The organism is Neobacillus niacini, assembly GCF_031457145.1.
GTDB classification, from domain to species: Bacteria; Bacillota; Bacilli; order Bacillales; family Cytobacillaceae; genus Neobacillus; species Neobacillus niacini_J.
This window is the reverse complement of record NZ_JAVDVZ010000016.1, coordinates 59,043-83,715: the sequence shown is the minus strand read 5'-3', so window position 1 is coordinate 83,715 and position 24,673 is coordinate 59,043. Positions and strand designations below refer to the sequence as shown.

Sequence of the window (24,673 nt, the reverse complement as noted above, 5' to 3'; positions counted from 1 at the left end):
AGAGATTCATAGAGTATAAATCATAAGAACCTGTTTAAGAACAAATGAATTTCACGGGAATTTAATTAAAAATGGGGGTATTCAAAATGAAAAAATTAAAAATGTGTTCCATCCTTTCCGCAATTTTGGCTTTTTCAGTTCTACTTTCCGCTTGTGGAGGAAGTACTAGTACATCTACTGAATCAAATTCTAAATCAGGAGACAAAAAAGAATATACGATTAAAGTATCTTATGAAAATCAACCCGGAGAACCTGTAGATTTAGCCGCTCATGAATGGAAGAGACTTGCTGAAGAAAAGAGCAAAGGTCAGATCAAAATGGAATTATATCCTAGCTCACAATTAGGTTCTAAAGCAGACATGATTGAGCAAATGAAATTAGGTACAGGCGTCATTCAAATTGCAGATGCAAGTTTCTTAATGGATTATGTTCCAGACATCGGCATTCTATCAGCTCCTTATTTGGCAGATTCCTATGATGATTTGCAAAAATTAACCAAGAGCGAATGGTTTGCAGGATTAGACAAAGAGTTGCAAGGAAAAGGCCTTCATATGGTTACTACAAATTGGATTTATGGAGATCGCCATTTGATTACACAAAAGCCAATAAAAAAGCCTTCCGATCTAAAGGGGCTTAAAATACGCGTACCAAACAATCAATTATCCATTAAAACTATTGAAAAAATGGGGGCAACCCCAACCCCTATGCCATTGGGTGAAGTTTATCCGGCCATTGCGCAGGGTGTAATCGACGGGATGGAAAATCCTCTTCCTGTTATCCATGGTTCAAAAGTATATGAAAATGCAAAACATGTAACATTAACTGGTCATGTCAATATGCTTCTACAGTGGGTAGCTGGTCAGACATTCATTGAAACATTGCCAGAAGATCTAGTAAAAGTATTAAAAGAAACTGGAAATGAAGCAGGAGAGTTCCAAAATAAGAGTATGCTAGAAGTTAATGAAAAACTAGTTGAAGATCTAAAAAAAGCTGGGGTAACTATTTCTGAAGTAGATCAACCCGCATTCAGGGAGGCAGTAAAAGATATATATAGTGATGTAGAGTCATGGTCTCCAGGATTATATGAGAAGGTACAAAAGACAATAAAAGAAGGAAAATAAAAAACCAATGTTGGATCCATCTTGGATGGATCCAACATCGGTTAAATTACAGGGCCTGACGGTCAAAACATTTGCTGGTGAAGAAAAGTAGATTAGACGTAGTTTACCAGTATTTTGATTAAGGAGGATTAAATATGTGGACGCGAGTTAAAAATTTACTTCTTAACCTGGATGATATTATTGCCTCGCTTACATTCATTGGTATTACCGCAATAACCATAATCGGAGTTTTCATGCGATATGTCCTGAATAGTCCGTTTGAGTGGATTGAAGAAGTTAGTTTACTATTGTTTGTCTGGTTTGCCTTTATTGGAATAAGTGCAGTAACAAAAAGAGATGAACATGTCGGTATTGATTATTTTGTTCGAAAACTTCATGGAAGAACAAGAGTAGCTGTTGATATATTTAGAGAAATCAACATTTTTATTGTAGTAATCTTTGTCTTTATTTATTTAGGAATGAATTTATCTACTCATGCGTTGGATAAATTAACCCCAGTTTTAGGTATTCGTTATACGTTTGTTGACATTGCTGTTCCGATTGGCGGTTTATTAGCTTTGATGCACATGATTAGGAAAAGGATTACTAAGGAAAAATCGGAAAACTGACCATTAACCGAAAAAGAAAGTGAATCTACTTAGTTAAAAGTAGGTTAATGATAACGATTAGGAAAGGGGTTAATGAATACGATGAGCGTCGCGATAGCTACAGTAACCATATTCATCTTGTTTTTTGCGAATGTTCCAATAGCTTTCTCGCTAATTGTTGGTACGTTAGTATACATGTTATTCTCAGCTGATTTGCAACCGATGATAATGATCCAGAGGATGATGGCGGGGGTTGAATCAATACCATTGCTAGCTATTCCGTTTTTCGTTGCTGCTGGTGCTTTAATGACTTATTCAGGAATCGCAAGAAGGATGACTAACTTTGCAGAAGTGTTTACAGGCCATTTACCAGGCGGGTTAGCGCAGGTCAATATTCTTTTAAGTACTATGATGGGGGGGCTTTCTGGTTCTTCCGTGGCGAGCTCTGCCATGTTCTCTAAAATCATGTTCCCGCAAATGGCTAAAAGAGGTTACTCTGCCGGTTTTTCAACCTCAGTTATTGCTACTTCAGCTGTAATTGATGCGATGATACCTCCGGCAATAGGGATGATATTATATGGATTTATCGGTAATGTTTCGGTTGGGAAGTTGTTTTTAGCAGGAATTTTTCCAGGGATATTGTTATGTGCTTTATTAATGGTTACTACACATTTTATATCTAAGAAAAGAAATTATCTCCCTTATCGTGAAAAAATGGCACGACCTAAAGAAATCTTATTTGCTTCAAAAGATGCGATATTAGCATTACTTTTGCCAGTAATTATCATCGGAGGAATCCGGGGAGGAATGTTTACCCCGACTGAGGCGGGAGCGATTGCGGTTATTTATGCTTTAGTTCTAGGGTTGCTTTTTTACCGTGAAATGAAGTTCCATCATTTCAAGGAGGCTTTGCGTGAAACGGTATCTGTCAGTGCATCTATTTTGGTTATCATTGCATCAGGTTCTGCCTTTGCTTGGATTCTTACATGGGAGAGAATCCCTCAAACTGCAACAGAATTTGTAACCGGATTAGTTGATAGCCCTATCATGTTTTTATTCATAATTAATATTTTTCTTCTATTATTAGGAATGTTTATGGAAGGCAATGTGGCCATCATTATTTTGACTCCACTATTAATGCCGATGGTCCAGTCATATGGGATCGACCCAGTTCACTTTGGAATCATCCTACTATTTAACTTGGCTCTTGGAACTATTCATCCCCCATTGGGAACAATCATGTATACGACCTGTCAAGTCACCGGTACAAAAATTGAGGATTTTGTAAAAGAGGTTATCCCGTTTTTATTGGTCATGATACTTGAGTTATTGTTGATAACATATATTCCATGGATTACCATGTGGTTGCCGAATCTTTTAATGTAGCAAAGCGTAGGGAAGTTATGTTAGATTGCTTGAATTTTTGTGGTCTAAATAGAATATGGTGGAATTAACTCTATGAAAATATAGAGGCAGGCAGTTATGAAGATGTAATCAGAATTATTCAAAGAGGTTTGCCAAATCATCTAACTTCAACTGATAAGGAAAAAATTTTTACCGGAAATGCAAAATCATTTTACAAGTTTAAAGAAAGGAGGATATGACTTGGGAAAGTTAGCTTATGAACAAGAATTAACATGTGTTGTTATGTCTGAGAATGATAATGTGGCAACTCTTTTAAAAGATATCGAGTCTGGCGAAGTTTTACGATACATGGTGGGTGAAGTAAAGCAAGAATTGGCGGCAAAACAAGCAATACCTTTTGGACATAAAATCGCCATCAAACCGATACAATCATCAGAACATGTTGTGAAATATGGTCAAGTGATCGGTGCTGCTAGTGCGGAGATTACGCCAGGTGAGCATGTACATGTTCACAACATCGAAGGAATTAGAGGCAGGGGAGACAAAGTAAGATAGGAGAGAAAAATCATGAAAATGATCAAAGGTTATCGTCGTTCGAACGGAAAAATGGGAATCCGCAACCATTTGTTAATTATCCCGACAGTGGTATGTGCGAATCATGTTTCCAATCGTATTCAGCAGGCTGTACCAGAATCAGTGGCAATCCCACACCAGCATGGCTGCAGCCAAATTGGTGATGACAAGGAACGTACACATAAATTATTAGTAGGAATGGGGAAAAATCCGAACGTTGGTGCCGTTCTCTTAGTCAGTTTAGGATGTGAAGTGATTGATGCAAAAGTATTAAAAAAAGAAATCGAAGAAATAGGGAAACCTGTTGAGTGGATCGATATTCAAGAAGCAGGTGGTTCTGTAAAAGCCATTCAAAAAGGATCTGAACTGCTTAAACAATTAGCGGTAGAAATTGCAAAAGTTCCTCAAGAGGATGTCCCACTTTCAGAATTAATACTTGGTGTGAAATGTGGAGGTTCAGATGCGACTTCAGGATTATGCAGCAACCCATCACTTGGAAAAGCCGCAGATGTTCTCATTGAACAAGGTGGCACGATTGTCATGGGAGAAACAACCGAAATTATCGGAGCAGAACATATCGTGGCCAAAACCGCTATCAATGAAGAAGTCGCTAATAAAGTATATGCGTATGTGGAGCGATTTGAAAAAGAGGTTGAACGAATTGGCGCAGACATGCGTGGAGGAAATCCAAGCCCTGGAAATATAGAAGGGGGATTATCCACGATCGAAGAAAAATCACTAGGTTGTATAAGCAAAGCTGGGACAAGCCCATTAAAAGATGTATTACCATTTGCAGAGGAAATTCCAGGTAACGGCTATTACTTTATGGATTCTCCTGGGAATGATATCGAATGTGTCAGTGGTATGGCAGCTGCGGGAGTACATATGGTTTGCTTTACCACAGGAAGAGGGACACCAACCGGGAACCCAATAATCCCTGTAATCAAAATCACAGGAAATGAAATGACGGCCAATCGTATGGAAGACAATATTGATATCGATACAAGTGCTGTTATGAAGGGCAAAGAAACCCTTGATGGGGCAGGGAACCGTATTATTGAAACCGTCATCAAAACCGCACAAGGTGAACAGACAAAAGCGGAGATTTTGGGTCATCAAGAATTTAGTATAAGTCGAATTAGCATCAGTTTATAAAAAGAGAGGAAAAGTGATGGGGAAATTAAAAAATAGAGTAGCACTTGTTACGGGAGGATCCCGTGGAAAAAAGCATTATAAAGGAGAATGAAAAATGAAATTTGCAACGTTCTTAAAAAATGAAAACGAAAGATTAGCGGTTCAAGTAGATGATAGATTAATAGATGTGGTAGAAACAGCAAAGAAAAATGGTTGGAATGAAATCTATACAGATGTCATGCAAGTGATTGAATTAGACGAGATCCCTTTAAAAGAATTTGAAGATCAGATCAAAGAAGCTGTATCAAACAATAATGCAGTTATCATTGAAGAAGAAGTCGTTTGGGGTCCATGCGTGACTAAACCTCATAAAATTATTTGTGTAGGATTAAACTACCGTAAGCATGCAGATGAAACAAATTCACCATACCCAGAAGTACCTATTTTATTTAACAAGTTTGATAACACATTGACAGGTCACCAATGTGAAATTGAAGTGCCATCTGTCACAAATGAACTCGATTATGAAGTGGAGCTAGGCATTGTGATTGGTAAAAGAACGAAAAATGTGACACAAGAAGAAGCCCTTTCACATGTGTTTGGATATTGTACGGTCAATGACATTTCGGCAAGAGACTTGCAAATGCGCACCCATCAATGGTTGCTTGGAAAAACGTCTGATGGATTTAGTCCTGTAGGTCCTTATTTAGTCACTTCAGACGAAGTGGGTGATCCAAACAATCTTAATTTGAAAACCTATGTAAATGGAGAATTACGTCAAAATTCGAATACGTCTGATATGATCTTTACTTGTAAAGAAATCGTAAGTTATATTTCTAAATATATGACACTAGAACCTGGTGATCTTATTCTAACAGGTACGCCAGAAGGAGTCGTATTCGGTCTACCTGTAGAAGAGCGTGTCTACCTTCAACCAGGTGATGAAGTATCAGTGGAAATAGAAAAATTAGGTAAACTGACAAATAAATTTGTAAAAGATGGAGCATTACAGCATGCTTAAGGGTATACCGCCAATCATATCGCCTAAACTAATGTAAGTATTAATGGAAATGGGACCTGGTGATGAAATTGTACTTGCAGACGGAAATTTTCCGGCTGCAAGTCATTCAAACCGTTTGATTCCAGCTCTGGTCATGGAGTAGAAGAGCTTTTTAGTGCTATATTAATTCTTTTTCCTTTAGATACATATGATCCATCCCCTGTCATCCTGATGGATATCGTAGAGGGAGATCCAGAAAATCCAATCATTTGGGGAAAAATAAAAGCCGTCATTGATCAAAAAAGTAAGTTTTCTGTTGAAATAAACCGATTAGAGCGATTTGATTTTTATGGAGCGGCTCAAATATTGCAAACTTTGGTGTAGGTTCTGCCTTGGTGATTTCTACTGCTTTATCCTTGTTTATTGTCGATAAATTAGGTAGAAAACCTTTATTGATTTACAGTATTGGTGGACAAGTACTTCCTTTAATCGGTCTAGCATTTTCAGATTCTACTATTTTAAGTATGGTATGCGTATTCTTATATGTGTTTGCCTTTGGAATTGGTTTAGGGCCGGTATTCTGGCTTTACATTCCTGAAGTATTTCCACTGCAAGCAAGAGCTATCGGTATGGGGATTATTACATTCTCACAATACACATTGAATGCTATTTTTTCAGCAACGTTCCTGCCACTTTTAAGCTCTTTAGGATATAACGTCTTTTTGATCTACTCTGGATTATCAGTGATCGCGTGTTTCTATATTTTCGCTAAAACACCGGAGACAAAAGGAAAAACGTTAGAAGAAATCGAAGCGGTTTGGCGTCAAAAAGCTAGAGAAAAAGGTGTGGCTATGGACAAAGGAGCTTAAACTTCTTATGGTCACTTCCTGTAAATGGAAAGGCTTGAGAAATTTGGAATCATAGTTTTTCTATAATCTAATCGACCAATACGACCCTTACCTTAAGACAAGCAGCAGGTAGGGGTCTAGATTTATTTGTAAGAAATGATCGATCAAATGTTTATACATAAAAGATTATCGTTAAGGGAGCGGATTAAGATGAAAGTAACCCTTTTTGCTACATGTTTAGTAGATATGTTTCAAGCTGATGTCGGCAAAGCTGTTGTCGAAGTGCTAGAAAGACTCGGCTGCGAAATCGATTTTCCAGATTCACAGATTTGTTGCGGTCAACCTTCTTATAATAGCGGGTATGTGGAGGAAACGAAAAATGCGATGAAAAAAATGATTACGACGTTTGAACACGCAGAATATGTGGTATCGCCTTCAGGTTCTTGTGCTTATATGTTCAAAGAGTATCCACATGTATTTAAAGGCGACCCTGTATGGGAACCAAAAGCAAAAGCACTTGCCGATAGAACATATGAATTCACTGAATTTATTGTAGATGTATTAGGTGTAGAAGATGTCGGGGCGAAATTAGAAGGGAAAGCAACTTTTCACACTTCCTGCCATATGACACGATTGCTTGGAGTAAAACAAGCACCGATGAAATTACTAAGCCATGTTAATGGATTGGAATTTACAGAGCTTCCAGGGAAGGAAAGATGCTGTGGTTTCGGAGGGACTTTCTCTGTCAAAATGGGAGATATTTCAGAACAAATGGTTGATGAAAAGGTATGTAATGTCGAGGAAACCGATGCAAATATCTTAGTTGGGGCAGATGCAGGCTGTTTAATGAACATCGGTGGTCGTATCGATCGCAAAGGAAAATCCATTAAAGTGATGCATATTGCAGAAGTTCTTAACAGCAAATAAGAAAACAAACAAGTTGTAAAGGGGGAAGGGTATATGGCAATGAAAACAAGTGAAGAAAAGTTTACGGACCGTGTGGATAAAGGAATACATGACTCATTTATGCGCAGCGCGGTTTCTAGTGCACAGGAACGTTTTCAATCACGTCGCCTTTTGGCTGCTCAAGAGTTAGGAAATTGGGAAGATTGGCGCTCACATGGAGAAGAAATCCGTCAGCATGTACTAGAAAATCTAGATTATTATTTATATGAATTAAGTGATAATGTCGCCAAAAGAGGCGGTCATGTCTATTTCGCTCAAACCGCCGAAGAGGCAACATCTTATATACAAAATGTGGTCGAAAAGAAAAAGGCTAAAAAGATTGTAAAATCAAAATCTATGGTAACGGAAGAAATTGATTTAAATGCAGGTTTAGAGAAAATGGGATGTGAAGTGATTGAGACAGATCTTGGTGAGTACATTTTACAAGTAGATGATCATGATCCACCATCCCATATCGTTGTTCCTGCCCTGCATAAAAATAAAGAACAAATCCGTGATGTCTTTAAAAAAAATCAGGGTTATACCAAAACGGAAAAACCAGAGGAACTGGCCTTACATGCTCGGCAAAAATTACGTCATGAATATTTAACGGCCGATATTGGAATTACAGGCTGTAATTTTGCCATTGCTGAAACAGGCTCCATCACATTAGTGACGAATGAAGGGAATGCAGACCTTGTAGCTGCATTGCCGAAAACACAAATTACGGTCATGGGAATGGAAAGACTTGTTCCAACCTTTGAAGAGATGGAAGTACTTGTAAGTTTATTGACAAGAAGTGCAGTAGGTCAAAAGCTCACAAGCTATATCACGACTTTAACCGGTCCAAGGGAGGAAGGAGACGTTGATGGTCCGGAAGAGTTCCATCTTGTCATTGTCGATAACGGCAGATCTGACATTCTTGGTGGTGAATTTCAATCCATTCTGCAATGCATACGTTGTGCAGCATGTGTAAATGCCTGTCCCGTATACCGTCAAGTTGGAGGCCATTCTTACGGTTCCATTTATTCGGGACCAGTCGGTGCCGTCCTGTCACCATTACTTGGCGGTTATGACGATTACAAGGAATTGCCGTATGCGTCAACATTGTGTGGGGCTTGCACGGAAGCGTGTCCAGTGAAAATTCCATTGCATGAGCTTCTTCACAAACATCGACAAGTCATTGTAGAGAAGGAAGGTCGTGCTCCGATATCTGAAAAAATATTAATGAAAGCATTTGGTCTTGGCGCTTCTTCACCAGCGCTCTATTCGATTGGCTCAAAAATGGCGTCTCCTGCGATGTCTCTGATTACTCAAGGAAATAAAATTTCAAAAGGTCCGGGTCCTCTGAAAACGTGGACAGAATCTAGGGAATTCCCAGCACCGAATAAATATAGGTTTAGAGATTGGTTTAATAACCGTTCAAAAGGAGAGGAACAATAATGAATGGTGTGATACAAAATCGTGAAGCTTTTTTGGGGAAAATTGCCCATCGTTTAGAACGTGAAAGAAAAACGAATATAAAAAGACCAGAGTGGAACTACCAACCTCAAGATGCGGTGTTAAAAAATGCAACACAGGAGGAATTGGTAGAGGTATTAAAAGAGCAATGTAAAAATATTCATACTGATTTTGTGCTGACAAATTCGGCAAATCTACCCCATTCTTTAAAAGAAGTTGTTAACGGTTTTGGAGGAGGTTCCGTTGTTACCTGGAAAGATGAACGATTTGCTCAATACGGCTTATCGCAGTTAATGAATGAAGATTGGCCTCAAGAAGGTGTGGACCTTCATGTATGGAATCATACAAAGAAAGAGGAAAATATCGAAAAAGCGTCTCACGCAAATGTCGGAATCACGATTAGTGATATAACGTTAGCAGAATCAGGAACAGTTGTCCTTTTTAGTAGTAAGGATAAAGGGAGAACAGTTAGCTTTTTACCAGCTACCTCCATCATTATTGTCCCAAAAAGTAGTATTGTACCCCGAATGACACAAGCTGCACGAATCATTCGTGAAAAAGTCAAAAGCGGGGAACTAGTAGCTTCTTGCATTAATTTTATTACAGGACCGAGTAATTCAGCCGATATAGAAATGATTCTCGTAATCGGTGTACATGGTCCGATTAAAGCAACATATATTGTAGTGGATGATATATAATCCCATAGCTCCACTATTCCTTAGAGAAATGAGGTTTAGTCATTTCTCTAAATTATTTAAGGACTTAGCCGACATGTCATTAACTTAAAGTGGAATGGTTGTAAAAATAAATATAGGAAAGTATCCACTTTTCAGAAGCAAATTATAATTTTCTTCACCTATCAATAATTTTACTTTCATACTTTTTAAAAATGAATGTTGAGAGCGACTAATAATGATATAGAGTGAGAGGAGAGTGAATATCCCATTTATCATCCACATATTTAACAACATAAAAGGGCATTTATTTAACTAATTTTTCAAGACTTATTTCGTAATGTTCACACTGTATTATCTCGCCATTCAGTCGTGATATGGTCAGCTAATCAACTTATGGCTTTACCTGGCATGCTATTTTCTCCTATGACTTTTGTCTCTAGATAAACCAGTTGATAACAGAAGTTGTGATATTATTCTGCTGCATTGCAAAGTGCAGATTCTTCAATAGTTCCTTATGGGCGCACACCAGGTAATATCCTATGTCCAAACTTGATTTGGAACTATTGCAGATGCTTTCTGGTAATTTTCGTTCCGGTCTTTTGCTTCGTCCGCGGTGATGCTGCATGTTTTGTTCACGGATCACACAATAAAAGCTAGATTCTGAGGCTATATAAATGCACTGATCGGCTAATTTTGGCACAATTTGAGTGGGTGGTAGATTGGCGAACTCTTCCATCTTAAGTATCTCCAACATTTCCTGTTTTTCTGCTATTGTTAACTTACTTTTAGGCTCCGGACGAGGGACAATGGGACGTTGATCTTCTTTGACTCCACCTTCTGAAACCCAGCGTTCATACGTCCGTACACTGATATCTAGTTCTTTGCAGGCTGGAGCTAATCGCGCACCGTTTTGACTGACTTCTTGGATGAGTTCTACTGCTAGTGCGCGATCTGACGGGCTAATCATTCGTCCTCTTGGTTCCCCCAGATCGCTTGGGCTTTTTTCTTAAAAGTAATATGGCCGCAGCTTCCGCCAATGCTTTCTCTTTTTTAGCAAATCCTTTTCTAACATTTTTGCCTTTTCTTTTCTTCTTTCAGCTCTTGATTCAGCTGTTTCGTTTGATTAAATTCCCGACCGTTCGCGTTAAGGCAAGTGTCACGCCATGCCTCTATTTGTTCTTTATAAAGTCTCTTTTTCGACAATACTCAGCTAATTCTGCTCCATACATTGCGTATGTTTCCATCACGATGAGGAATTTATCTTCACTATTCCGCTGTTCAGATCCTTGCCCATCCCCCAGGTGTCGCATTTCCTGCAGCACGAGCATCTTTCCTCCACATTATACAATGTAGCTTCAGTAATCCCAGTCTCATCACTGAGCTTACTGATTGGCTCATTGTTAGGAGGCATCATCCTTTTCAAACGATGTTAGGAGAATAAGGAACTAATAAAGTATTCGAAGAAATGTTATGAGGATGTTTAAATTAATAACTACACAAACATCCTCTTTATTTTTATTAAAGGCCATACAGGAACTATATAATGTTTTAGAAAAGATATTTTTTTCGGATGATTGTGAAAAATCCACTTCCAGATAAAAGTTATAGTGCTCTATTCCGGAAGATTATGAAAAATTTAATTAACAAACTTACTGATGCAACAGCATCAGATTCCGTGGGATTATGAAAAATAACAGGAATAAGCCAAAGGATTAACCTTCTTTGGCTTTTAATTTGATTTAAATGGGAAAAGAGCTATGCCAAGAGGATAGGAATTTTCCGGTATATTTGGAAGCCTGCCTGTTAAACCTAAAATGGAAAATTTCATATCCAAGAAAGGTGGTTTAGCCATATGATGAGTTTTTTAGATTTTCCCTCTCATGCAAATTTAAATTTTGAAGGAGTATCAGCCGTTGTTTTTTACTTCACTATCTATGCTTTGATTGGCTGGCTAATAGAAAATTGCTACAGTTACGCTACAAAACGAAAGTTTTTTAAACCAAATTTCTTTCATGGACCCTTTAAGCCTATGTATGGTTTTGCCCCTGTGGTCTTGGTTTATTTGATTGGTCCTGAAACGAATTGGGGAATAATCTTTTTGCTATGCTTTATTATTCCTACCTTTATCGAGTATTTGAGTGGAACGCTACTGCAGAAGTTTTTCCAACGTCAATGGTGGGATTATTCTAATATGCCGATGCAGATTCATGGGCATGTATGTTTACCATTTTCTCTATGCTGGATTTTCCTTTCCTTAGCCTGTATAAAATGGATTCATCCTGTCATTATTTCTGCCTATGAAGCAGCCGAATTTTTATGGGCATGGATTTGGCCGGCGGTTGTGTTATATTTTATTGCTGAACTTACATTATCCATTAGAAGACATTCTTCACAAGCGCTTGCCGATGCGGAATCAACCAATCCTATCCAATAATATAATAATATCAAAAATGAACGAAAACTCCTTCACCCCAAAAGAAGGAGTTTTTTATATTTCAATAATTTTTAAAAAAATTTCTATATAACGGATAAATTTGGGAAGGATAATGATGGTAATTATGAGTCGGGGAGTGATTAATATTTATAAGAAACAGGAACGGAAATTGGTCTTGCTTAGTTTTATTATGGCTTTCATATTAGGGTTATCCTTTATAGGACGGGTATTTTCAGGATAAGAAAAGGTGGTAGGAAAATGGGAAATGAAGAAGCGGTCTTTTTTAGCCGAGTCCTAACAGAATTAACTTTGTCCTTTCATATTATTTACGCAACCATTGGTGTTGGCATTCCACTGATGATAATGATTGCACAATGGGTGGGGATAAAAAAGCAGGACGAACATTACATATTATTAGCAAGAAGATGGACACGCGGGTTTGTGATTACTGTTGCTGTCGGGGTGGTGACAGGCACCGCTATTGGTTTACAGCTATCGCTGCTATGGCCAAACTTTATGGTGCTAGCGGGAAATGTCATTGCCCTGCCGCTCTTTATGGAGACCTTTGCGTTTTTCTTTGAAGCGATTTTTTTAGGCATTTATCTTTATACATGGGACCGCTTTGAGAATCAACGAAAACATTTGCTGCTGCTGATTCCTGTTGCGATTGGGGCCTCTTTTTCAGCCGTTTTTATTACAATCGTCAATGCATTTATGAATGCTCCCCAGGGTTTTGACCTTGAAAATGGGCAGCTAGTAAATGTAAGTCCGATTGTGGCGATGTTTAATCCAGCGATGCCGACTAAGGTTGCCCATGTCCTGGTAACAGCCTACATGACTTCAGCATTTGTACTGGCTGCAGTCGGTGCATTTCGTCTACTTAAGGGTTCTAACCATATTTATCATAAAAAGGCCTTATTTTTAACAATGAAAATTGGACTCATTTTTTCCATAGCTAGCGCTGTTATTGGAGACTTCTCCGGAAAATATTTAGCAAAATATCAGCCTGAAAAATTAGCAGCAGCGGAATGGCATTTTGAAACAGAAGAAGGAGCGCCGTTGATTTTATATGGAGTCCTTGAGAATGAGGAAGTAAAATACGCTTTAAAAATTCCATTCGCACTCAGTATTTTAGCTCATAGTGCCCCGAATGCAGAAGTAATTGGACTTGACCAATTTCCAGAGGATGAAGTTCCCCCCCTCTATATCCATTACCTATTTGATGTAATGGTTACGATTGGTATGTGGATGACATTATTGTCGTTGGTATATCTCGTTGGTACCTGGAAAAAATGGCGCTTCACCTCATCAAGATGGTTCCATTGGCTGATTGTGTTGGGGGGACCACTTTCTGTTCTTGCAATCGAGGCAGGCTGGTGGCTAGATGAAGTGGGGCGGCAGCCATGGATCTTGCGGGGGGTTATGCGTACAAAAGAAGCGGCAACAACGAGTGGACAGGTAGATTTTATGCTGCTGTTGTTTGCTGGATTGTACCTTATCCTGGGAATTGGAAGTATAGTCGTGCTGATGAGAATGTTCCGGAAAAATACAGTAGAGCAAGAGTTATCAGACCGAGCTGCTGAAAGGAGTGGGGAGGCACTATGAATCTTGAAATTATTGGAATTACGGTTCTTGGGATGTTTCTCTTCGGTTACATTATCATTGCTTCCATTGATTTTGGTGCCGGATTTTTTAATGCTTACAGTACTGTAAGGGGCAAGCAGCATATATTGACTAAGATTATTCAAAGATACTTATCGCCTGTATGGGAAGTTACGAATGTGTTTCTCGTATTTTTCTTTGTTGGGATGGTTGGTTTCTTTCCACAAACAGCGTACTATTACGGCACCATTCTACTTGTTCCCGTAAGTGTTGCGATTATTCTACTAGCGATTCGTGGATCCTATTATGCATTTACCACATATGGAGGACTAAAACATAAAAGGTTTGTCATCATCTATGGGCTATCCGGTCTGTTTATTCCAGCATCCTTATCAATTGTTTTGACGATTTCAGAGGGCGGATTCGTAACGATAGGAGAATCGGGACCAGTGCTCGATTATTGGGCCCTATTTACAAGTCCTTTATCATGGAGCGTTGTTGTACTGAGTTTAACAGCTGTGTTATATATTTCGGCTGTATTTTTAACCTGGTACGCCCATCAAGCAAAGGATGAGTCTGCAACAAATCTTATGAGAAAATACTCACTTATTTGGGCAGCACCAGCAATTATTGCCGCTGCGGGCATTATTGTTGAATTGAAAATCCATAATCCCGAACATTATCAGCGGTTAATAGATTTATGGTGGATGTTTGCGCTTTCCGTAGCTTTCTTTATTGGAACTGTTTATTTCGTTTGGAAGCGGCATTCCTATTGGTTAGCATTTTGGCTCTTAATTGGCCAATTTTCACTCGCCTTTTTAGCGTATGGAATCTCACATTACCCATATTTACTTTATCCCCATCTTAGTATTTATGATAGCTTTACCAACGAAACGATGGCAACAGCTTTAATTATCGCCTTTATTGCCGGGCTCGGCTTACTCCTGCCATCCTTGTATCTGCTGTTAAAGCTGTTTTTGTTTAATAAAGAATATGTACAGGGTAAACGAAATGATCATGTATAAGGAGAAATGAAGATGTTAGAAGCTTTTCTTATCTTTTACGCACCATTTCTGTTCGTCATTCTTTCCATTGCGGTTTCCTTTTTATTGGCGGCAAAAGATCAGGATATAAAATAATAAAAAAGGTAATAGGAAACAAGTAACCAGCTTGAATTATTTTCAAGCTGGTTTTTAATTTGATGGAAGATACGGAAAAAAGCACGAAGAAACAAAAAATGTTTGACATTCAAATCCTGATTTGAATATCATATAATCAAGTAAAGATTTGAATGAATGAGGTGATGGAATGAAGGAACGTGATGTTTGCGAGGTTACGTGTGTTGATACCCATAAAACTACACGGCTTCAGCCTATAGTTGAAAAAAGTAATATTGTTGAAGTAACAAAGCTTTTTAAAGCTTTATCAGATGAAACGCGAATGAAAATTGCTTATGCTCTCACCCTTGAAGAGGAACTTTGTGTTTGTGATGTGGCAAATATAGTCGGTGCGACCACGGCTACTGCTTCCCATCATTTACGCCATTTAAAAGGTCTGGGTCTGGCAAAGTACCGTAAAGAGGGAAAGTTAGTCTATTATTCTCTCGATGATGACCATGTGAAACAACTCATTCACATCGCTTTCGAGCATCAGCACGAGGTATCCAGCCGATAATAATTCGGGTATGTATTGTAAAATAGAGATAAGAAAAAACTAAGAGACAACTCTAGTTGGGAGAGGAATATTTATGGGACACCACCATCACCATGGACACTCTCATGGGCACTCACACGGTCACGGACATTCACATACGAGTAATAAAAAAGCACTGCTTAGTTCCTTTATTTTGATTGCTGCTTTTATGGTTGTTGAAGTTATTGGCGGCATTCTAACAAACAGTTTAGCTCTATTATCTGACGCCGGGCATATGCTCAGTGACGCTGCAGCACTAGGACTAAGCTTTTTCGCCATTAAGCTAGGAGAAAAACAAGTATCACAGGAAAAAACCTATGGTTATAAACGTTTTGAAATTATTGCAGCTGCACTGAATGGATTAACCCTAATTATCATTTCTTTATATATCTTTTATGAAGCCTTTCAACGTTTCTTTGCTCCACCTGAGGTGCAAAGTACAGGAATGCTGATGATTTCAGTAACAGGCTTAGTGGTGAACATCATTGCTGCTTGGATATTAATGAGCGGTGACAAGGATGATAACCTTAATGTTCGAAGTGCCTTTTTACATGTGCTAGGTGACATGCTTGGCTCAGTCGGTGCTATTGTTGCAGCCTTACTGATTATGTTCTTTGGATGGACCATTGCAGACCCGATTGCCAGTGTCATTGTCGCGGTTTTAATCATTATTAGCGGTTTCCGCGTCACAAAAGATTCCTTCCATATTCTAATGGAAGGTGCACCAACGCAAATTGATATTCAACAGGTTAAAGAAGCCCTTAGTAAAATCCCATTGGTAAAGGAAGTCCATGATTTACACATCTGGACGATTACTTCTGGGTATCCAGTATTAAGCTGTCATATTACTATTTTAGATGTAGCCATCCATGATGAAATTCTGGCTCATTCGCAAAAAATACTCCACGACGAGTTTCATATTGAGCATAGTACGATACAGGTTGAAAAAGCTGAGGTTGGATGCCCTAGCCCGCATGGAACATGTAACTAGTTCATAAACAAGAATCAATCGTTATCATTTTTGTTGCAATTTTGTGAATAAATTTCTAAAATATATAAACAGTAACAAATAAATGAGGTGTACTCATTGGAAGAGGTCATTAGATACTTGTCAGCGTTTATTTTGCCAGGATTGCTTGTTTTGCTTTTTACCCGGGTCACTTATAATCGGTACATCGGTCTTGCCTTAACCGTAGGACTCATTGCTGCTTCTGTTTATAAAGGTTATACAAACACCTTTCCCCTTATCGTAATAGATGCATTGTCTTTAACAGCAGGTTTCTGGCTTGCAGCCAAAGTGAAACAAAGAGTCCTCAAAAAAACGTAAATATCTATCAGAGAATGGAAGTCTGTCTATCAAATGGCAGACTTTTTTACCGTTAGCAAGTAAAGTAGGATTTCGCGCGAGTAAATGGTTAAATTTTGCGAGTAAATGACTTAACTTGGCGATTAAATCCATTTTTTCCGCGGGTAAAATGAAAATCCATAAGAAAAACGAATGTAGGTTCGTATATTAATGGTTTGTTTTTAGGATATTGTGTTAGAATGATACTATTAGATCTAAGAAGAACACTTTCCAGCACCATCCCGGCTTTTTGTATGTTTAAAAGCTAGAAAGTGATTGATTATCGGGAGGGAATTTTGTGAAGGACCAATTTGAATTAGTGTCGAAATACTCGCCCCAGGGTGATCAGCCGGAAGCAATTCGCCAGTTAGTCCAAGGCATTAAAGAGAACAAGCGCTATCAGACGCTGCTCGGTGCAACCGGAACTGGTAAGACATTTACTGTTTCCAATGTAATCAAAGAAATAAATAAGCCGACGCTTGTGATTGCTCATAATAAAACTTTAGCGGGGCAGCTTTATAGCGAATTCAAGGAGTTTTTTCCAAATAATGCAGTTGAGTATTTTGTCAGTTACTATGATTACTTTCAGCCTGAAGCCTATGTTCCATCGACAGATACATTTATAGAAAAGGATTCTAGCGTAAACGATGAAATTGATAAGCTACGCCACTCAGCTACCTCTTCATTATTTGAGCGTAAAGATGTTATTGTCATTGCCAGTGTATCCTGTATCTATGGTCTAGGTTCACCAGAAGAATACAGTAAAATGGTACTTTCGCTCAGGAGAGATATGGAAATTGAGCGCAATCATTTACTACATAGGTTAATTGATATCCAATATGAACGAAATGATATTGATTTTAAGCGTGGTACATTCCGTGTTCGCGGTGATGTAGTCGAAATTTTTCCCGTTTCCCGTGATGAACATTGCGTGCGGGTTGAATTTTTTGGTGATGAAATTGAACGAATTCGTGAAGTGGATGCGCTGACTGGTGAAATCATTGGTGAACGTGAGCATGTTGCCATTTTCCCGGCTTCCCACTTCGTCACCGGAGAAGAAAAACTACTGAAGGCCATTGAAAATATCGAAAAAGAAGTTGAAGAACGTCTTGAAGTACTTCGAGAAGAAAATAAATTGCTAGAAGCACAACGGCTCGAACAACGAACGCGTTATGATCTTGAAATGATGCGCGAGATGGGCTTTTGTTCTGGAATCGAGAACTACTCCCGGCATTTAACACTTAGACCTGCGGGTTCAACACCATATACGTTAATCGATTACTTTCCAGAGGATTTCTTAATGATTGTCGATGAGTCTCATGTGACCTTGCCACAAGTAAGAGGGATGTTCAATGGTGATAGAGCACGGAAACAGGTGCTTGTTGACCACGGATTCCGTCTTCCGTCAGCACTTGATAATAGACCGTTGACCTTTGATGAATTTGAAAAACATATTCACAATGCAATCTTTGTTTCAGCAACACCAGGGCCATTTGAGCTTGAGCATACTCCAGAAATGGTTAAACAGATTATTCGGCCAACTGGATTACTTGACCCAACCATTGAAATTCGTCCAATTGAAGGACAAATCGACGATATTATCGCTGAAATTCACGAGCGTATAAAAAAGAATGAACGTATATTGATTACGACTCTAACAAAGAAAATGTCGGAGGACTTAACGGATTATCTGAAGGAAATTGGTATTAAAGTTCAATATTTGCATTCTGAAGTGAAAACTCTAGAACGTATTGAAATAATCCGCGAGCTGCGGCTCGGAAAGTATGATGTCCTCGTAGGGATTAACCTGCTTAGAGAAGGGCTCGATATCCCTGAAGTTTCACTTATTACCATTCTCGATGCAGATAAAGAGGGCTTCCTCCGTTCGGAACGTTCATTGATCCAAACCATCGGTCGTGCCGCTCGTAATGCTAATGGTCATGTCATCTTGTATGCTGACAAAATGACAAATTCAATGGAAATAGCGATTAATGTAACAAGAGAGCGTCGCAAAATCCAAGAAGAATATAATAAGAAGCACGGCATTACGCCAATGACGATTCAAAAGGGAATTCGTGAATCCATCCGTGCCACTCATGCTGCGGAGGAACAGGAAGACTACAAACCATCAGCATCCTTTGGTAAGATGTCGAAGAAAGAAAAAGATAAGCTAATTGCCACGATGGAAAAAGAAATGAAAACAGAAGCAAAAGCGCTTAATTTTGAACGTGCTGCCGAGCTTCGTGATTTATTATTAGAGTTAAAAGCGGAAGGATGACGTAGCCATGGTGATGGATAAAGTGATTGTAAAAGGTGCCAGAGTCCATAACTTAAAAAATATAGATGTCACCATTCCGAGGGATAAGCTTGTTGTTTTAACTGGACTTTCTGGTTCTGGAAAGTCCTCTCTTGCATTTGACACAATTTATGCAGAGGGGCAGCGCCGTTACGTGGAATCACTATCGGCCTATGCACGCCAATTCCTAGGACAAATGGATAAACCGGATGTCGATTCCATTGAAGGATTATCTCCGGCAATCTCGATCGATCAAAAAACAACAAGCAAGAACCCCCGTTCAACCGTAGGAACAGTGACGGAAATCTATGATTATTTGCGTTTACTATATGCACGTGTTGGCAGGCCAACCTGTCCAATCCATAATATTGAGATATCTTCGCAAACAATTGAACAGATGGTCGACCGAATTATGGAATATCCAGAACGAACCAAAATGCAGATTCTTGCACCGGTTATTACCGGACGTAAAGGTCAGCATGTCAAAGTATTAGAAGATATAAAAAAACAAGGCTTTGTTCGTGTCCGCGTAGACGGAGAAATGCTCGACCTTGGTGATGAATTTGAATTAGATAAAAATAAAAAACATTCGATAGAGGTCGTTATTGACCGTATTGTCGTTAAAGAAGGCGTCTCTGCAAGAATAGCGGACTCTCTTGAAACGGCATTAAGGCTTGGAGAAGGAAAAGTAATTGTTGATGTCATTGGTGATCAGGAACTCCTGTTTAGTGAGAATCATGCCTGTCCTCACTGTGGTTTCTCAATCGGAGAATTAGAACCGCGGATGTTTTCGTTTAACAGTCCTTTTGGTGCCTGCCCGGAGTGTGATGGACTAGGCTCCAAGCTTGAGGTGGATGTTGATCTTGTCATACCGAATAAGGATTTATCCTTGAAGCAGCACGCGATAGCCCCATGGGAGCCAACGAGTTCACAGTATTATCCACAACTGCTTGAGGCTGTTTGCAATCATTATGGTGTCGATATGGACATGCCGTATAAAGACATTCCCCAACATCTTATCGAAAAAGTTCTTTACGGGGTAAAAGGAGACAAAATCTATTTCCGTTATGAGAATGATTGGGGACAAATTCGTGAAGGGAATATTGAATTTGAGGGCGTCATCCGTAATGTAGAGCGCCGTTACAAGGAGACAAGTTCTGACTATATTCGTGAGCAAATGGAGAAATACATGGGGGAACAGCCATGTCCAACATGTAAGGGCAATCGTTTGAAAAAAGAAAGCTTAGCTGTGCTTATTTCTGGGCGTCATATTTCCCAAATAACGGATTTATCTATTGAAGAAACCTATCAGTTTTTTAATGAAATATCGTTATCCGAAAAAGAAATGCAAATAGGTAGGATGATCTTTAATGAGATTCATGAGCGCATTGGTTTCCTTTTGAACGTAGGACTAGATTACTTAAGTTTAGGACGGGCTTCAGGGACTCTCTCTGGAGGGGAAGCGCAGCGAATCCGTTTGGCAACTCAAATTGGTTCGAAGTTAACAGGTGTTCTCTATATTTTAGATGAACCATCGATTGGACTTCATCAGCGTGATAATGATCGTTTAATCGAAACCCTTAAACATATGCGGGATATTGGAAATACGTTAATCGTTGTTGAACATGATGAAGATACCATGATGGCAGCTGACTATTTAATTGATATTGGACCAGGGGCAGGAGTGCACGGTGGACAAGTTATATCTGCGGGAACACCTGCAGAAGTACTAGCCGACCCGAATTCGCTTACTGGGCAGTATCTATCTGGCAAGAAGTTTATACCATTACCTCTCACGCGACGAAAGCCGGACGGTAGATATATTGAAATAAAAGGGGCTTCCGAGAACAATTTGCGTAACGTAAATGTAAAGCTTCCTTTAGGTATGTTTATTGCAGTTACTGGTGTTTCTGGTTCTGGGAAAAGTACACTAATTAATGAAATTCTACAAAAATCTCTTGCACATAAACTTCATCGCGCCAAAACAAAACCTGGAGAACATAAAGATATTAAGGGTATTGATTATTTAGATAAAGTCATTGATATTGACCAATCACCAATCGGAAGATCACCGCGCTCCAATCCAGCAACCTATTCTGGTGCCTTTGATGATATTCGGGATTTGTTTGCAACAACAAATGAAGCGAAGGTCCGCGGCTATAAAAAGGGACGGTTTAGTTTCAATGTGAAAGGCGGGCGCTGTGAGGCCTGCAAGGGGGATGGGATACTCAAAATTGAGATGCACTTCCTGCCTGATGTTTATGTTCCGTGCGAGGTATGTCATGGAAAGCGCTATAACCGTGAAACTCTTGAAGTGAAATATAAAGGGAAAAACATTGCTGAAATTCTAGATATGACTGTGGAGGCGGCTGTCCAGTTTTTCGAAAACGTTCCAAAAATCAGTCGGAAGCTGCAGACGATTTATGATGTTGGTCTAGGGTATATTAAATTAGGGCAACCTGGAACAACCCTTTCAGGAGGTGAGGCGCAGCGTGTGAAGCTTGCATCAGAGCTCCATCGCCGTTCAAATGGAAAAACCTTCTACATCCTGGATGAACCGACAACTGGTCTTCATGTCGATGATATTTCACGGTTGCTAGTCGTTCTCAAGCGGCTAGTTGAGACTGGCGACACTGTTTTGGTAATCGAGCACAACTTAGATGTCATCAAAACAACAGACTATATTATCGATCTCGGGCCAGAAGGCGGGGACAAAGGTGGAACCATTGTTGCGGTAGGACCACCAGAAAAGGTCGCAGAAGTACCTGAATCCTATACAGGCAAATATTTAAAACCCGTCTTAGAGCGTGACCGATTGCGAATGAAGGAACTAATCTTAGAAAAAGAAACAATTGCAAAAAGCTAAAACCTTGGGTTTTAGCTTTTTTTATTGATAAAAATTGAATCTTTCTTCATTCAAATACGTAAATAACCGGTAAAGGGAGTGATGGAAATGGATACTAGAAAGGTCCTATCTGGTTTATGTTACTTTAGTATTTTTTTTGCTGGAATTCTTTTTCCGCTTGTCGTGATGTTAGCTTCCGGAGATGATGTAACAAAAAGCCATGCTAAAAAAGCATTTTTATCTCACGTAATTCCACTTATACCAGTTCCGCTGCTAATATTCGCTATATTTAGTGATATAAATACTATAAACAATGAAGCTATTCCTGTTTTTACACTTGTCACAGCAGGAATTATCGTCTTAGTTACTCTAATTGTCACAATCTGGAATGTAATAAAAGGCGTAAAAGCCCTCACGATGGAATAGGATTTTAAAAAAAACTTTTATTGGAGTGGATAAGGATGAAGGAAGAAAGAAAAAGGATTTTAAAGATGGTCGAAGAAGGAAAGTTGAATGTTGATGAAGCCTTGACTCTACTCGAAGAGCTAGAAAAGGCTGGGCAAACGATGGAACAGAAGCAGGAACAAATTGCGAACGAGATCTCAACGGCTTTTAAGTTTGAAGAGGCAAAGAAAGAAGAAACAACTTATAGCAAAACGCATAGGGCAAAGGATAAAATTTTTGATTTTGTTGATACTGCACTGAAAAAAATTAAGGACCTTGATTTTGATTTGAACTTCGGTCAGTCCGTGGAAATCTCACACATCTTTCATCAAGGCGATGTTTACTTACGAGATATGGATATTGATCTCGCCAATGGGTCCCTTAAGCTTGTTCCATGGGATCAAAACGATGTCCGGATTGAATGTCAGGCAAAGGTTTATCGTGTTGATAACTCAGATCAGGCCCGGGAAAACTTTTTGAAGGATGTCTTGTTTGCGATTGATGGGCAAAAATTGCGGTTTATGACACAGCAGAAATGGATGAAAGTCGATGCAGTGGTGTTTGTTCCTCAGGCTGAATATGAACGTGTTCGTGTAAGACTGTTTAATGGTCCGATATCAAGTGAAGAATTAACGATTAGTGATTTACGAATGAAAACGGCCAATGGAAAGATTGAACTTACTCGTCTAAATGGGAAAAAGGCTGAAATTGAAACGGCAAACGGGCATATTACACTAAAAACAAGTACTATTGATAATTTGGAAGTGGAAACGATTAACGGTGCGATTAAGCTTGATGGTGATTTTAGAAAGGTGGAAACGCAAACATTAAATGGGAATACCACCTATAACCTAACTGGAAACCGCTGTGAATTAATTGCTGCTAAAGCGACTACAGGCGGGATTGACTTGTTTATTCCTGATGGGGTAGCTGCTAGTGGAGAGCTAAAGACAAACCTTGGTGGTTTTAATATTAAACTTGACGGAATCCAGGTTCTAGAAGAAAAGAGCGAAATGATTCAAAAAATGCTTCGCTTCCAATCGGTCAATCATCCTGACCGCATGTTAAAGATTTTTGTCGATACGAAAACGGGATCAATTACGCTTCATAAATCGGATGAGGTAAGCAAATAATAGGAGATTTGATAAATGAAATGGTTGATTGGGATCTTAATAAATGCCGTTTTGTTCATGGCAATAGCGGGATATTTTTCTGAAAGCTTTGTACTCGAAGGCTTTGCGGCTGCACTGGGAGCAAGCTCCTTATTATCGATCATAAATATTATTGTTCGCCCGATACTCATTATTTTGACGTTGCCTGCAACAATTTTATCATTAGGTTTTTTCCTGTTTGTCATTAATGCACTAACCCTTGAGATAACTGATTATTTAATGGGCGACGCGTTTGAAATTGCAGGCTTTGGGATGGCATTATTAGCAGCAGTAATCATGTCGATTATAACTCTGGTTCTGGATAAAACCATTCTTAAATCCTCCAAGGAAAAATAACAAAGCAAGCGGCTTAGCCTCTTGCTTCGTTTTATTTTTCATGGTCAGTCCAATTGCTTTTTTACCTTTTCATAGTATGAATAAAGCGATAACGGTCGGCTCGGAAAGTCGATTTTACCAATTCAAAAGGCGTCCCATTCTGCAAATAAGAAATACGTTCAATCAACAGGATAGGGTCACCTTCATTAATGGCCAATGCTTCTGCGTTACGACTATCCGCAATCGATGCTTCGATTTCCTGAGTCGCTTCACTTATAGATAGAGAAAGATTATCCTCAATATATTGGTAAAGGGAGAGGTTACTATTATCTTCCGTCAATCCTGGAACGATTTCAACCGGAATAAAGGCAGTTTCTAGTGCCATTGGAGCCCCATCAGCTAAACGAATCCGCTTAATTTTATAAACAGATCCGTTTTCTTCAATCCTAAGGTCTAGAGCTAATTTGTTGTCAGCAGGAATGATTTGAAAGGATAAAAGGGTACTGCTCGGATTCATTCCCCTTGAAAGCATGTCCTCCGTAAAACTAGTCATGCCTAGAAGTTCTTTTTCAACCTTTTTCTTATTAACAAAGGTTCCTTTGCCTTTTTGCCTCATCAAATAACCTTCTGATACCAAATTACTAATGGCCTGTCTGACTGTCATCCGGCTTATTTGAAGTGTTTCCGCATATTCCCGTTCGGAGGGAATGATTGCTTCTTCCTCTAAAATACCATTTTCTATTTGCTGTTTAATGTATTCTTCTAGTTGATGATAGATTGGAACCGGTGAATTTTTATTAATCATCGTGAACACTCC

The 24,673-nt window shown here is 39.0% G+C and carries 27 protein-coding genes; 24 read left to right on the top strand and 3 right to left on the bottom strand.

Annotated features, from left to right (window positions below):
- Positions 1–86: 86 nt before the first annotated feature.
- From J2Y03_RS25140 to J2Y03_RS25090, 12 genes are all read left to right on the top strand, one after another.
- A complete protein-coding gene (locus tag J2Y03_RS25140; RefSeq protein ID WP_310199575.1) occupies positions 87–1,121 on the top strand; it encodes a C4-dicarboxylate TRAP transporter substrate-binding protein in 1,035 nt (344 codons plus the stop codon).
- 134 nt (positions 1,122–1,255) lie between these two features.
- Positions 1,256–1,729 (top strand): TRAP transporter small permease, encoded by a 474-nt coding sequence (locus J2Y03_RS25135; RefSeq protein ID WP_310199573.1) that lies wholly within the window; start codon positions 1,256–1,258, stop codon positions 1,727–1,729.
- 72 nt (positions 1,730–1,801) lie between these two features.
- Complete coding sequence (locus tag J2Y03_RS25130; protein WP_310199571.1) at positions 1,802–3,094, top strand: TRAP transporter large permease; 1,293 nt, start codon at positions 1,802–1,804, stop codon at positions 3,092–3,094.
- A gap of 219 nt (positions 3,095–3,313) precedes the next feature.
- On the top strand, positions 3,314–3,628 hold the full coding sequence (locus J2Y03_RS25125) for a UxaA family hydrolase (RefSeq protein ID WP_310199569.1): 315 nt from the start codon (positions 3,314–3,316) through the stop codon (positions 3,626–3,628).
- Positions 3,629–3,640: 12 nt separating this feature from the next.
- Entirely contained in the window at positions 3,641–4,801 is a 1,161-nt protein-coding gene (locus tag J2Y03_RS25120) for a UxaA family hydrolase (RefSeq protein WP_310199567.1), read from the top strand.
- A gap of 94 nt (positions 4,802–4,895) precedes the next feature.
- Positions 4,896–5,801 (top strand): fumarylacetoacetate hydrolase family protein, encoded by a 906-nt coding sequence (locus J2Y03_RS25115; protein WP_310199565.1) that lies wholly within the window; start codon positions 4,896–4,898, stop codon positions 5,799–5,801.
- A gap of 43 nt (positions 5,802–5,844) precedes the next feature.
- Complete coding sequence (locus J2Y03_RS29070; protein WP_396954266.1) at positions 5,845–5,943, top strand: RbsD/FucU domain-containing protein; 99 nt, start codon at positions 5,845–5,847, stop codon at positions 5,941–5,943.
- 17 nt (positions 5,944–5,960) lie between these two features.
- A complete protein-coding gene (locus tag J2Y03_RS25110) occupies positions 5,961–6,164 on the top strand; it encodes an RbsD/FucU family protein (protein WP_310199636.1) in 204 nt (67 codons plus the stop codon).
- Between the two features lie 32 nt (positions 6,165–6,196).
- A complete protein-coding gene (locus tag J2Y03_RS25105; RefSeq protein ID WP_396954265.1) occupies positions 6,197–6,649 on the top strand; it encodes an MFS transporter in 453 nt (150 codons plus the stop codon).
- Between the two features lie 189 nt (positions 6,650–6,838).
- A complete protein-coding gene (locus J2Y03_RS25100; protein ID WP_310199633.1) occupies positions 6,839–7,555 on the top strand; it encodes a (Fe-S)-binding protein in 717 nt (238 codons plus the stop codon).
- A gap of 33 nt (positions 7,556–7,588) precedes the next feature.
- On the top strand, positions 7,589–9,016 hold the full coding sequence (locus tag J2Y03_RS25095; protein ID WP_310199561.1) for a LutB/LldF family L-lactate oxidation iron-sulfur protein: 1,428 nt from the start codon (positions 7,589–7,591) through the stop codon (positions 9,014–9,016).
- Positions 9,016–9,732, top strand: a complete 717-nt coding sequence (locus J2Y03_RS25090; protein WP_310199560.1) for a LutC/YkgG family protein — start codon at positions 9,016–9,018, stop codon at positions 9,730–9,732. The genes J2Y03_RS25095 and J2Y03_RS25090 overlap by 1 nt, the downstream gene beginning before the upstream one ends.
- A gap of 415 nt (positions 9,733–10,147) precedes the next feature.
- On the opposite strand, the gene J2Y03_RS25085 is transcribed toward J2Y03_RS25090, so the two are convergent.
- On the bottom strand, positions 10,148–10,678 hold the full coding sequence (locus J2Y03_RS25085) for a COG3415 family protein (protein WP_310199558.1): 531 nt from the start codon (positions 10,676–10,678) through the stop codon (positions 10,148–10,150).
- A 202-nt stretch (positions 10,679–10,880) separates the two neighbouring features.
- Entirely contained in the window at positions 10,881–11,033 is a 153-nt protein-coding gene (locus J2Y03_RS25080) for a hypothetical protein (protein WP_310199556.1), read from the bottom strand.
- Between the two features lie 533 nt (positions 11,034–11,566).
- Between J2Y03_RS25080 and J2Y03_RS25075 the strand changes: the two genes are divergently transcribed.
- The 12 genes from J2Y03_RS25075 to J2Y03_RS25025 all read left to right on the top strand — a co-directional run bounded on the left by J2Y03_RS25075 (position 11,567) and on the right by J2Y03_RS25025 (position 23,877).
- Positions 11,567–12,145, top strand: coding sequence for a putative ABC transporter permease (locus J2Y03_RS25075; RefSeq protein WP_310199554.1), 579 nt, complete (start codon positions 11,567–11,569; stop codon positions 12,143–12,145).
- Between the two features lie 258 nt (positions 12,146–12,403).
- Positions 12,404–13,750 carry a cytochrome ubiquinol oxidase subunit I gene (locus J2Y03_RS25070; RefSeq protein WP_310199552.1) on the top strand — a complete coding sequence of 449 codons (1,347 nt, stop codon included), beginning with the start codon at positions 12,404–12,406 and terminating at the stop codon, positions 13,748–13,750.
- Positions 13,747–14,772 carry a cytochrome d ubiquinol oxidase subunit II gene (locus J2Y03_RS25065; protein ID WP_310199550.1) on the top strand — a complete coding sequence of 342 codons (1,026 nt, stop codon included), beginning with the start codon at positions 13,747–13,749 and terminating at the stop codon, positions 14,770–14,772. The genes J2Y03_RS25070 and J2Y03_RS25065 overlap by 4 nt, the downstream gene beginning before the upstream one ends.
- A 12-nt stretch (positions 14,773–14,784) precedes the next feature.
- Entirely contained in the window at positions 14,785–14,886 is a 102-nt protein-coding gene (gene cydS, locus J2Y03_RS29065) for a cytochrome bd oxidase small subunit CydS family protein (RefSeq protein ID WP_396954264.1), read from the top strand.
- Positions 14,887–15,055: 169 nt separating this feature from the next.
- The gene (locus J2Y03_RS25060) at positions 15,056–15,421 is read left to right on the top strand and encodes an ArsR/SmtB family transcription factor (RefSeq protein ID WP_310199548.1); all 366 of its coding nucleotides are present in this window, start codon (positions 15,056–15,058) and stop codon (positions 15,419–15,421) included.
- Positions 15,422–15,494: 73 nt separating this feature from the next.
- Positions 15,495–16,430 carry a cation diffusion facilitator family transporter gene (locus J2Y03_RS25055; protein WP_310199546.1) on the top strand — a complete coding sequence of 312 codons (936 nt, stop codon included), beginning with the start codon at positions 15,495–15,497 and terminating at the stop codon, positions 16,428–16,430.
- 96 nt (positions 16,431–16,526) lie between these two features.
- Positions 16,527–16,766: a CsbA family protein gene (locus tag J2Y03_RS25050; protein ID WP_132092912.1), complete on the top strand. Its 240-nt coding sequence runs from the start codon at positions 16,527–16,529 to the stop codon at positions 16,764–16,766.
- 316 nt (positions 16,767–17,082) lie between these two features.
- On the top strand, positions 17,083–19,062 hold the full coding sequence (gene uvrB / locus J2Y03_RS25045; RefSeq protein WP_310199544.1) for an excinuclease ABC subunit UvrB: 1,980 nt from the start codon (positions 17,083–17,085) through the stop codon (positions 19,060–19,062).
- A gap of 7 nt (positions 19,063–19,069) precedes the next feature.
- Entirely contained in the window at positions 19,070–21,946 is a 2,877-nt protein-coding gene (gene uvrA / locus J2Y03_RS25040; protein WP_310199542.1) for an excinuclease ABC subunit UvrA, read from the top strand.
- 87 nt (positions 21,947–22,033) lie between these two features.
- Positions 22,034–22,351, top strand: a complete 318-nt coding sequence (locus tag J2Y03_RS25035; protein WP_132092903.1) for a magnetosome magnetite crystal formation protein family — start codon at positions 22,034–22,036, stop codon at positions 22,349–22,351.
- A 35-nt stretch (positions 22,352–22,386) separates the two neighbouring features.
- Complete coding sequence (locus tag J2Y03_RS25030; RefSeq protein ID WP_310199539.1) at positions 22,387–23,502, top strand: DUF4097 domain-containing protein; 1,116 nt, start codon at positions 22,387–22,389, stop codon at positions 23,500–23,502.
- A 15-nt stretch (positions 23,503–23,517) separates the two neighbouring features.
- Entirely contained in the window at positions 23,518–23,877 is a 360-nt protein-coding gene (locus J2Y03_RS25025; RefSeq protein WP_310199537.1) for a phage holin family protein, read from the top strand.
- Between the two features lie 61 nt (positions 23,878–23,938).
- Here J2Y03_RS25025 and J2Y03_RS25020 read toward each other — a convergent pair whose 3' ends face one another.
- Positions 23,939–24,661, bottom strand: a complete 723-nt coding sequence (locus tag J2Y03_RS25020) for a GntR family transcriptional regulator (RefSeq protein ID WP_310199535.1) — start codon at positions 24,659–24,661, stop codon at positions 23,939–23,941.
- Positions 24,662–24,673 lie beyond the last annotated feature (12 nt).

Bases quoted from the DNA above. Each gene is read 5' to 3' on its own strand.
- J2Y03_RS25140 (WP_310199575.1), top strand. From the start codon at position 87: ATGAAAAAATTAAAAATGTGTTCCATCCTTTCCGCAATTTTGGCTTTT.
- J2Y03_RS25135 (WP_310199573.1), top strand. From the start codon at position 1,256: ATGTGGACGCGAGTTAAAAATTTACTTCTTAACCTGGATGATATTATT.
- J2Y03_RS25130 (WP_310199571.1), top strand. From the start codon at position 1,802: ATGAATACGATGAGCGTCGCGATAGCTACAGTAACCATATTCATCTTG.
- J2Y03_RS25120 (WP_310199567.1), top strand. From the start codon at position 3,641: ATGAAAATGATCAAAGGTTATCGTCGTTCGAACGGAAAAATGGGAATC.
- J2Y03_RS25115 (WP_310199565.1), top strand. From the start codon at position 4,896: ATGAAATTTGCAACGTTCTTAAAAAATGAAAACGAAAGATTAGCGGTT.
- J2Y03_RS29070 (WP_396954266.1), top strand. From the start codon at position 5,845: ATGGAAATGGGACCTGGTGATGAAATTGTACTTGCAGACGGAAATTTT.
- J2Y03_RS25100 (WP_310199633.1), top strand. From the start codon at position 6,839: ATGAAAGTAACCCTTTTTGCTACATGTTTAGTAGATATGTTTCAAGCT.
- J2Y03_RS25095 (WP_310199561.1), top strand. From the start codon at position 7,589: ATGGCAATGAAAACAAGTGAAGAAAAGTTTACGGACCGTGTGGATAAA.
- J2Y03_RS25090 (WP_310199560.1), top strand. From the start codon at position 9,016: ATGAATGGTGTGATACAAAATCGTGAAGCTTTTTTGGGGAAAATTGCC.
- J2Y03_RS25085 (WP_310199558.1), bottom strand. From the start codon at position 10,678: ATGATTAGCCCGTCAGATCGCGCACTAGCAGTAGAACTCATCCAAGAA.
- J2Y03_RS25075 (WP_310199554.1), top strand. From the start codon at position 11,567: ATGAGTTTTTTAGATTTTCCCTCTCATGCAAATTTAAATTTTGAAGGA.
- J2Y03_RS25070 (WP_310199552.1), top strand. From the start codon at position 12,404: ATGGGAAATGAAGAAGCGGTCTTTTTTAGCCGAGTCCTAACAGAATTA.
- J2Y03_RS25065 (WP_310199550.1), top strand. From the start codon at position 13,747: ATGAATCTTGAAATTATTGGAATTACGGTTCTTGGGATGTTTCTCTTC.
- cydS (WP_396954264.1), top strand. From the start codon at position 14,785: ATGTTAGAAGCTTTTCTTATCTTTTACGCACCATTTCTGTTCGTCATT.
- J2Y03_RS25060 (WP_310199548.1), top strand. From the start codon at position 15,056: ATGAAGGAACGTGATGTTTGCGAGGTTACGTGTGTTGATACCCATAAA.
- J2Y03_RS25055 (WP_310199546.1), top strand. From the start codon at position 15,495: ATGGGACACCACCATCACCATGGACACTCTCATGGGCACTCACACGGT.
- uvrA (WP_310199542.1), top strand. From the start codon at position 19,070: ATGGTGATGGATAAAGTGATTGTAAAAGGTGCCAGAGTCCATAACTTA.
- J2Y03_RS25035 (WP_132092903.1), top strand. From the start codon at position 22,034: ATGGATACTAGAAAGGTCCTATCTGGTTTATGTTACTTTAGTATTTTT.
- J2Y03_RS25030 (WP_310199539.1), top strand. From the start codon at position 22,387: ATGAAGGAAGAAAGAAAAAGGATTTTAAAGATGGTCGAAGAAGGAAAG.
- J2Y03_RS25025 (WP_310199537.1), top strand. From the start codon at position 23,518: ATGAAATGGTTGATTGGGATCTTAATAAATGCCGTTTTGTTCATGGCA.
- J2Y03_RS25020 (WP_310199535.1), bottom strand. From the start codon at position 24,661: ATGATTAATAAAAATTCACCGGTTCCAATCTATCATCAACTAGAAGAA.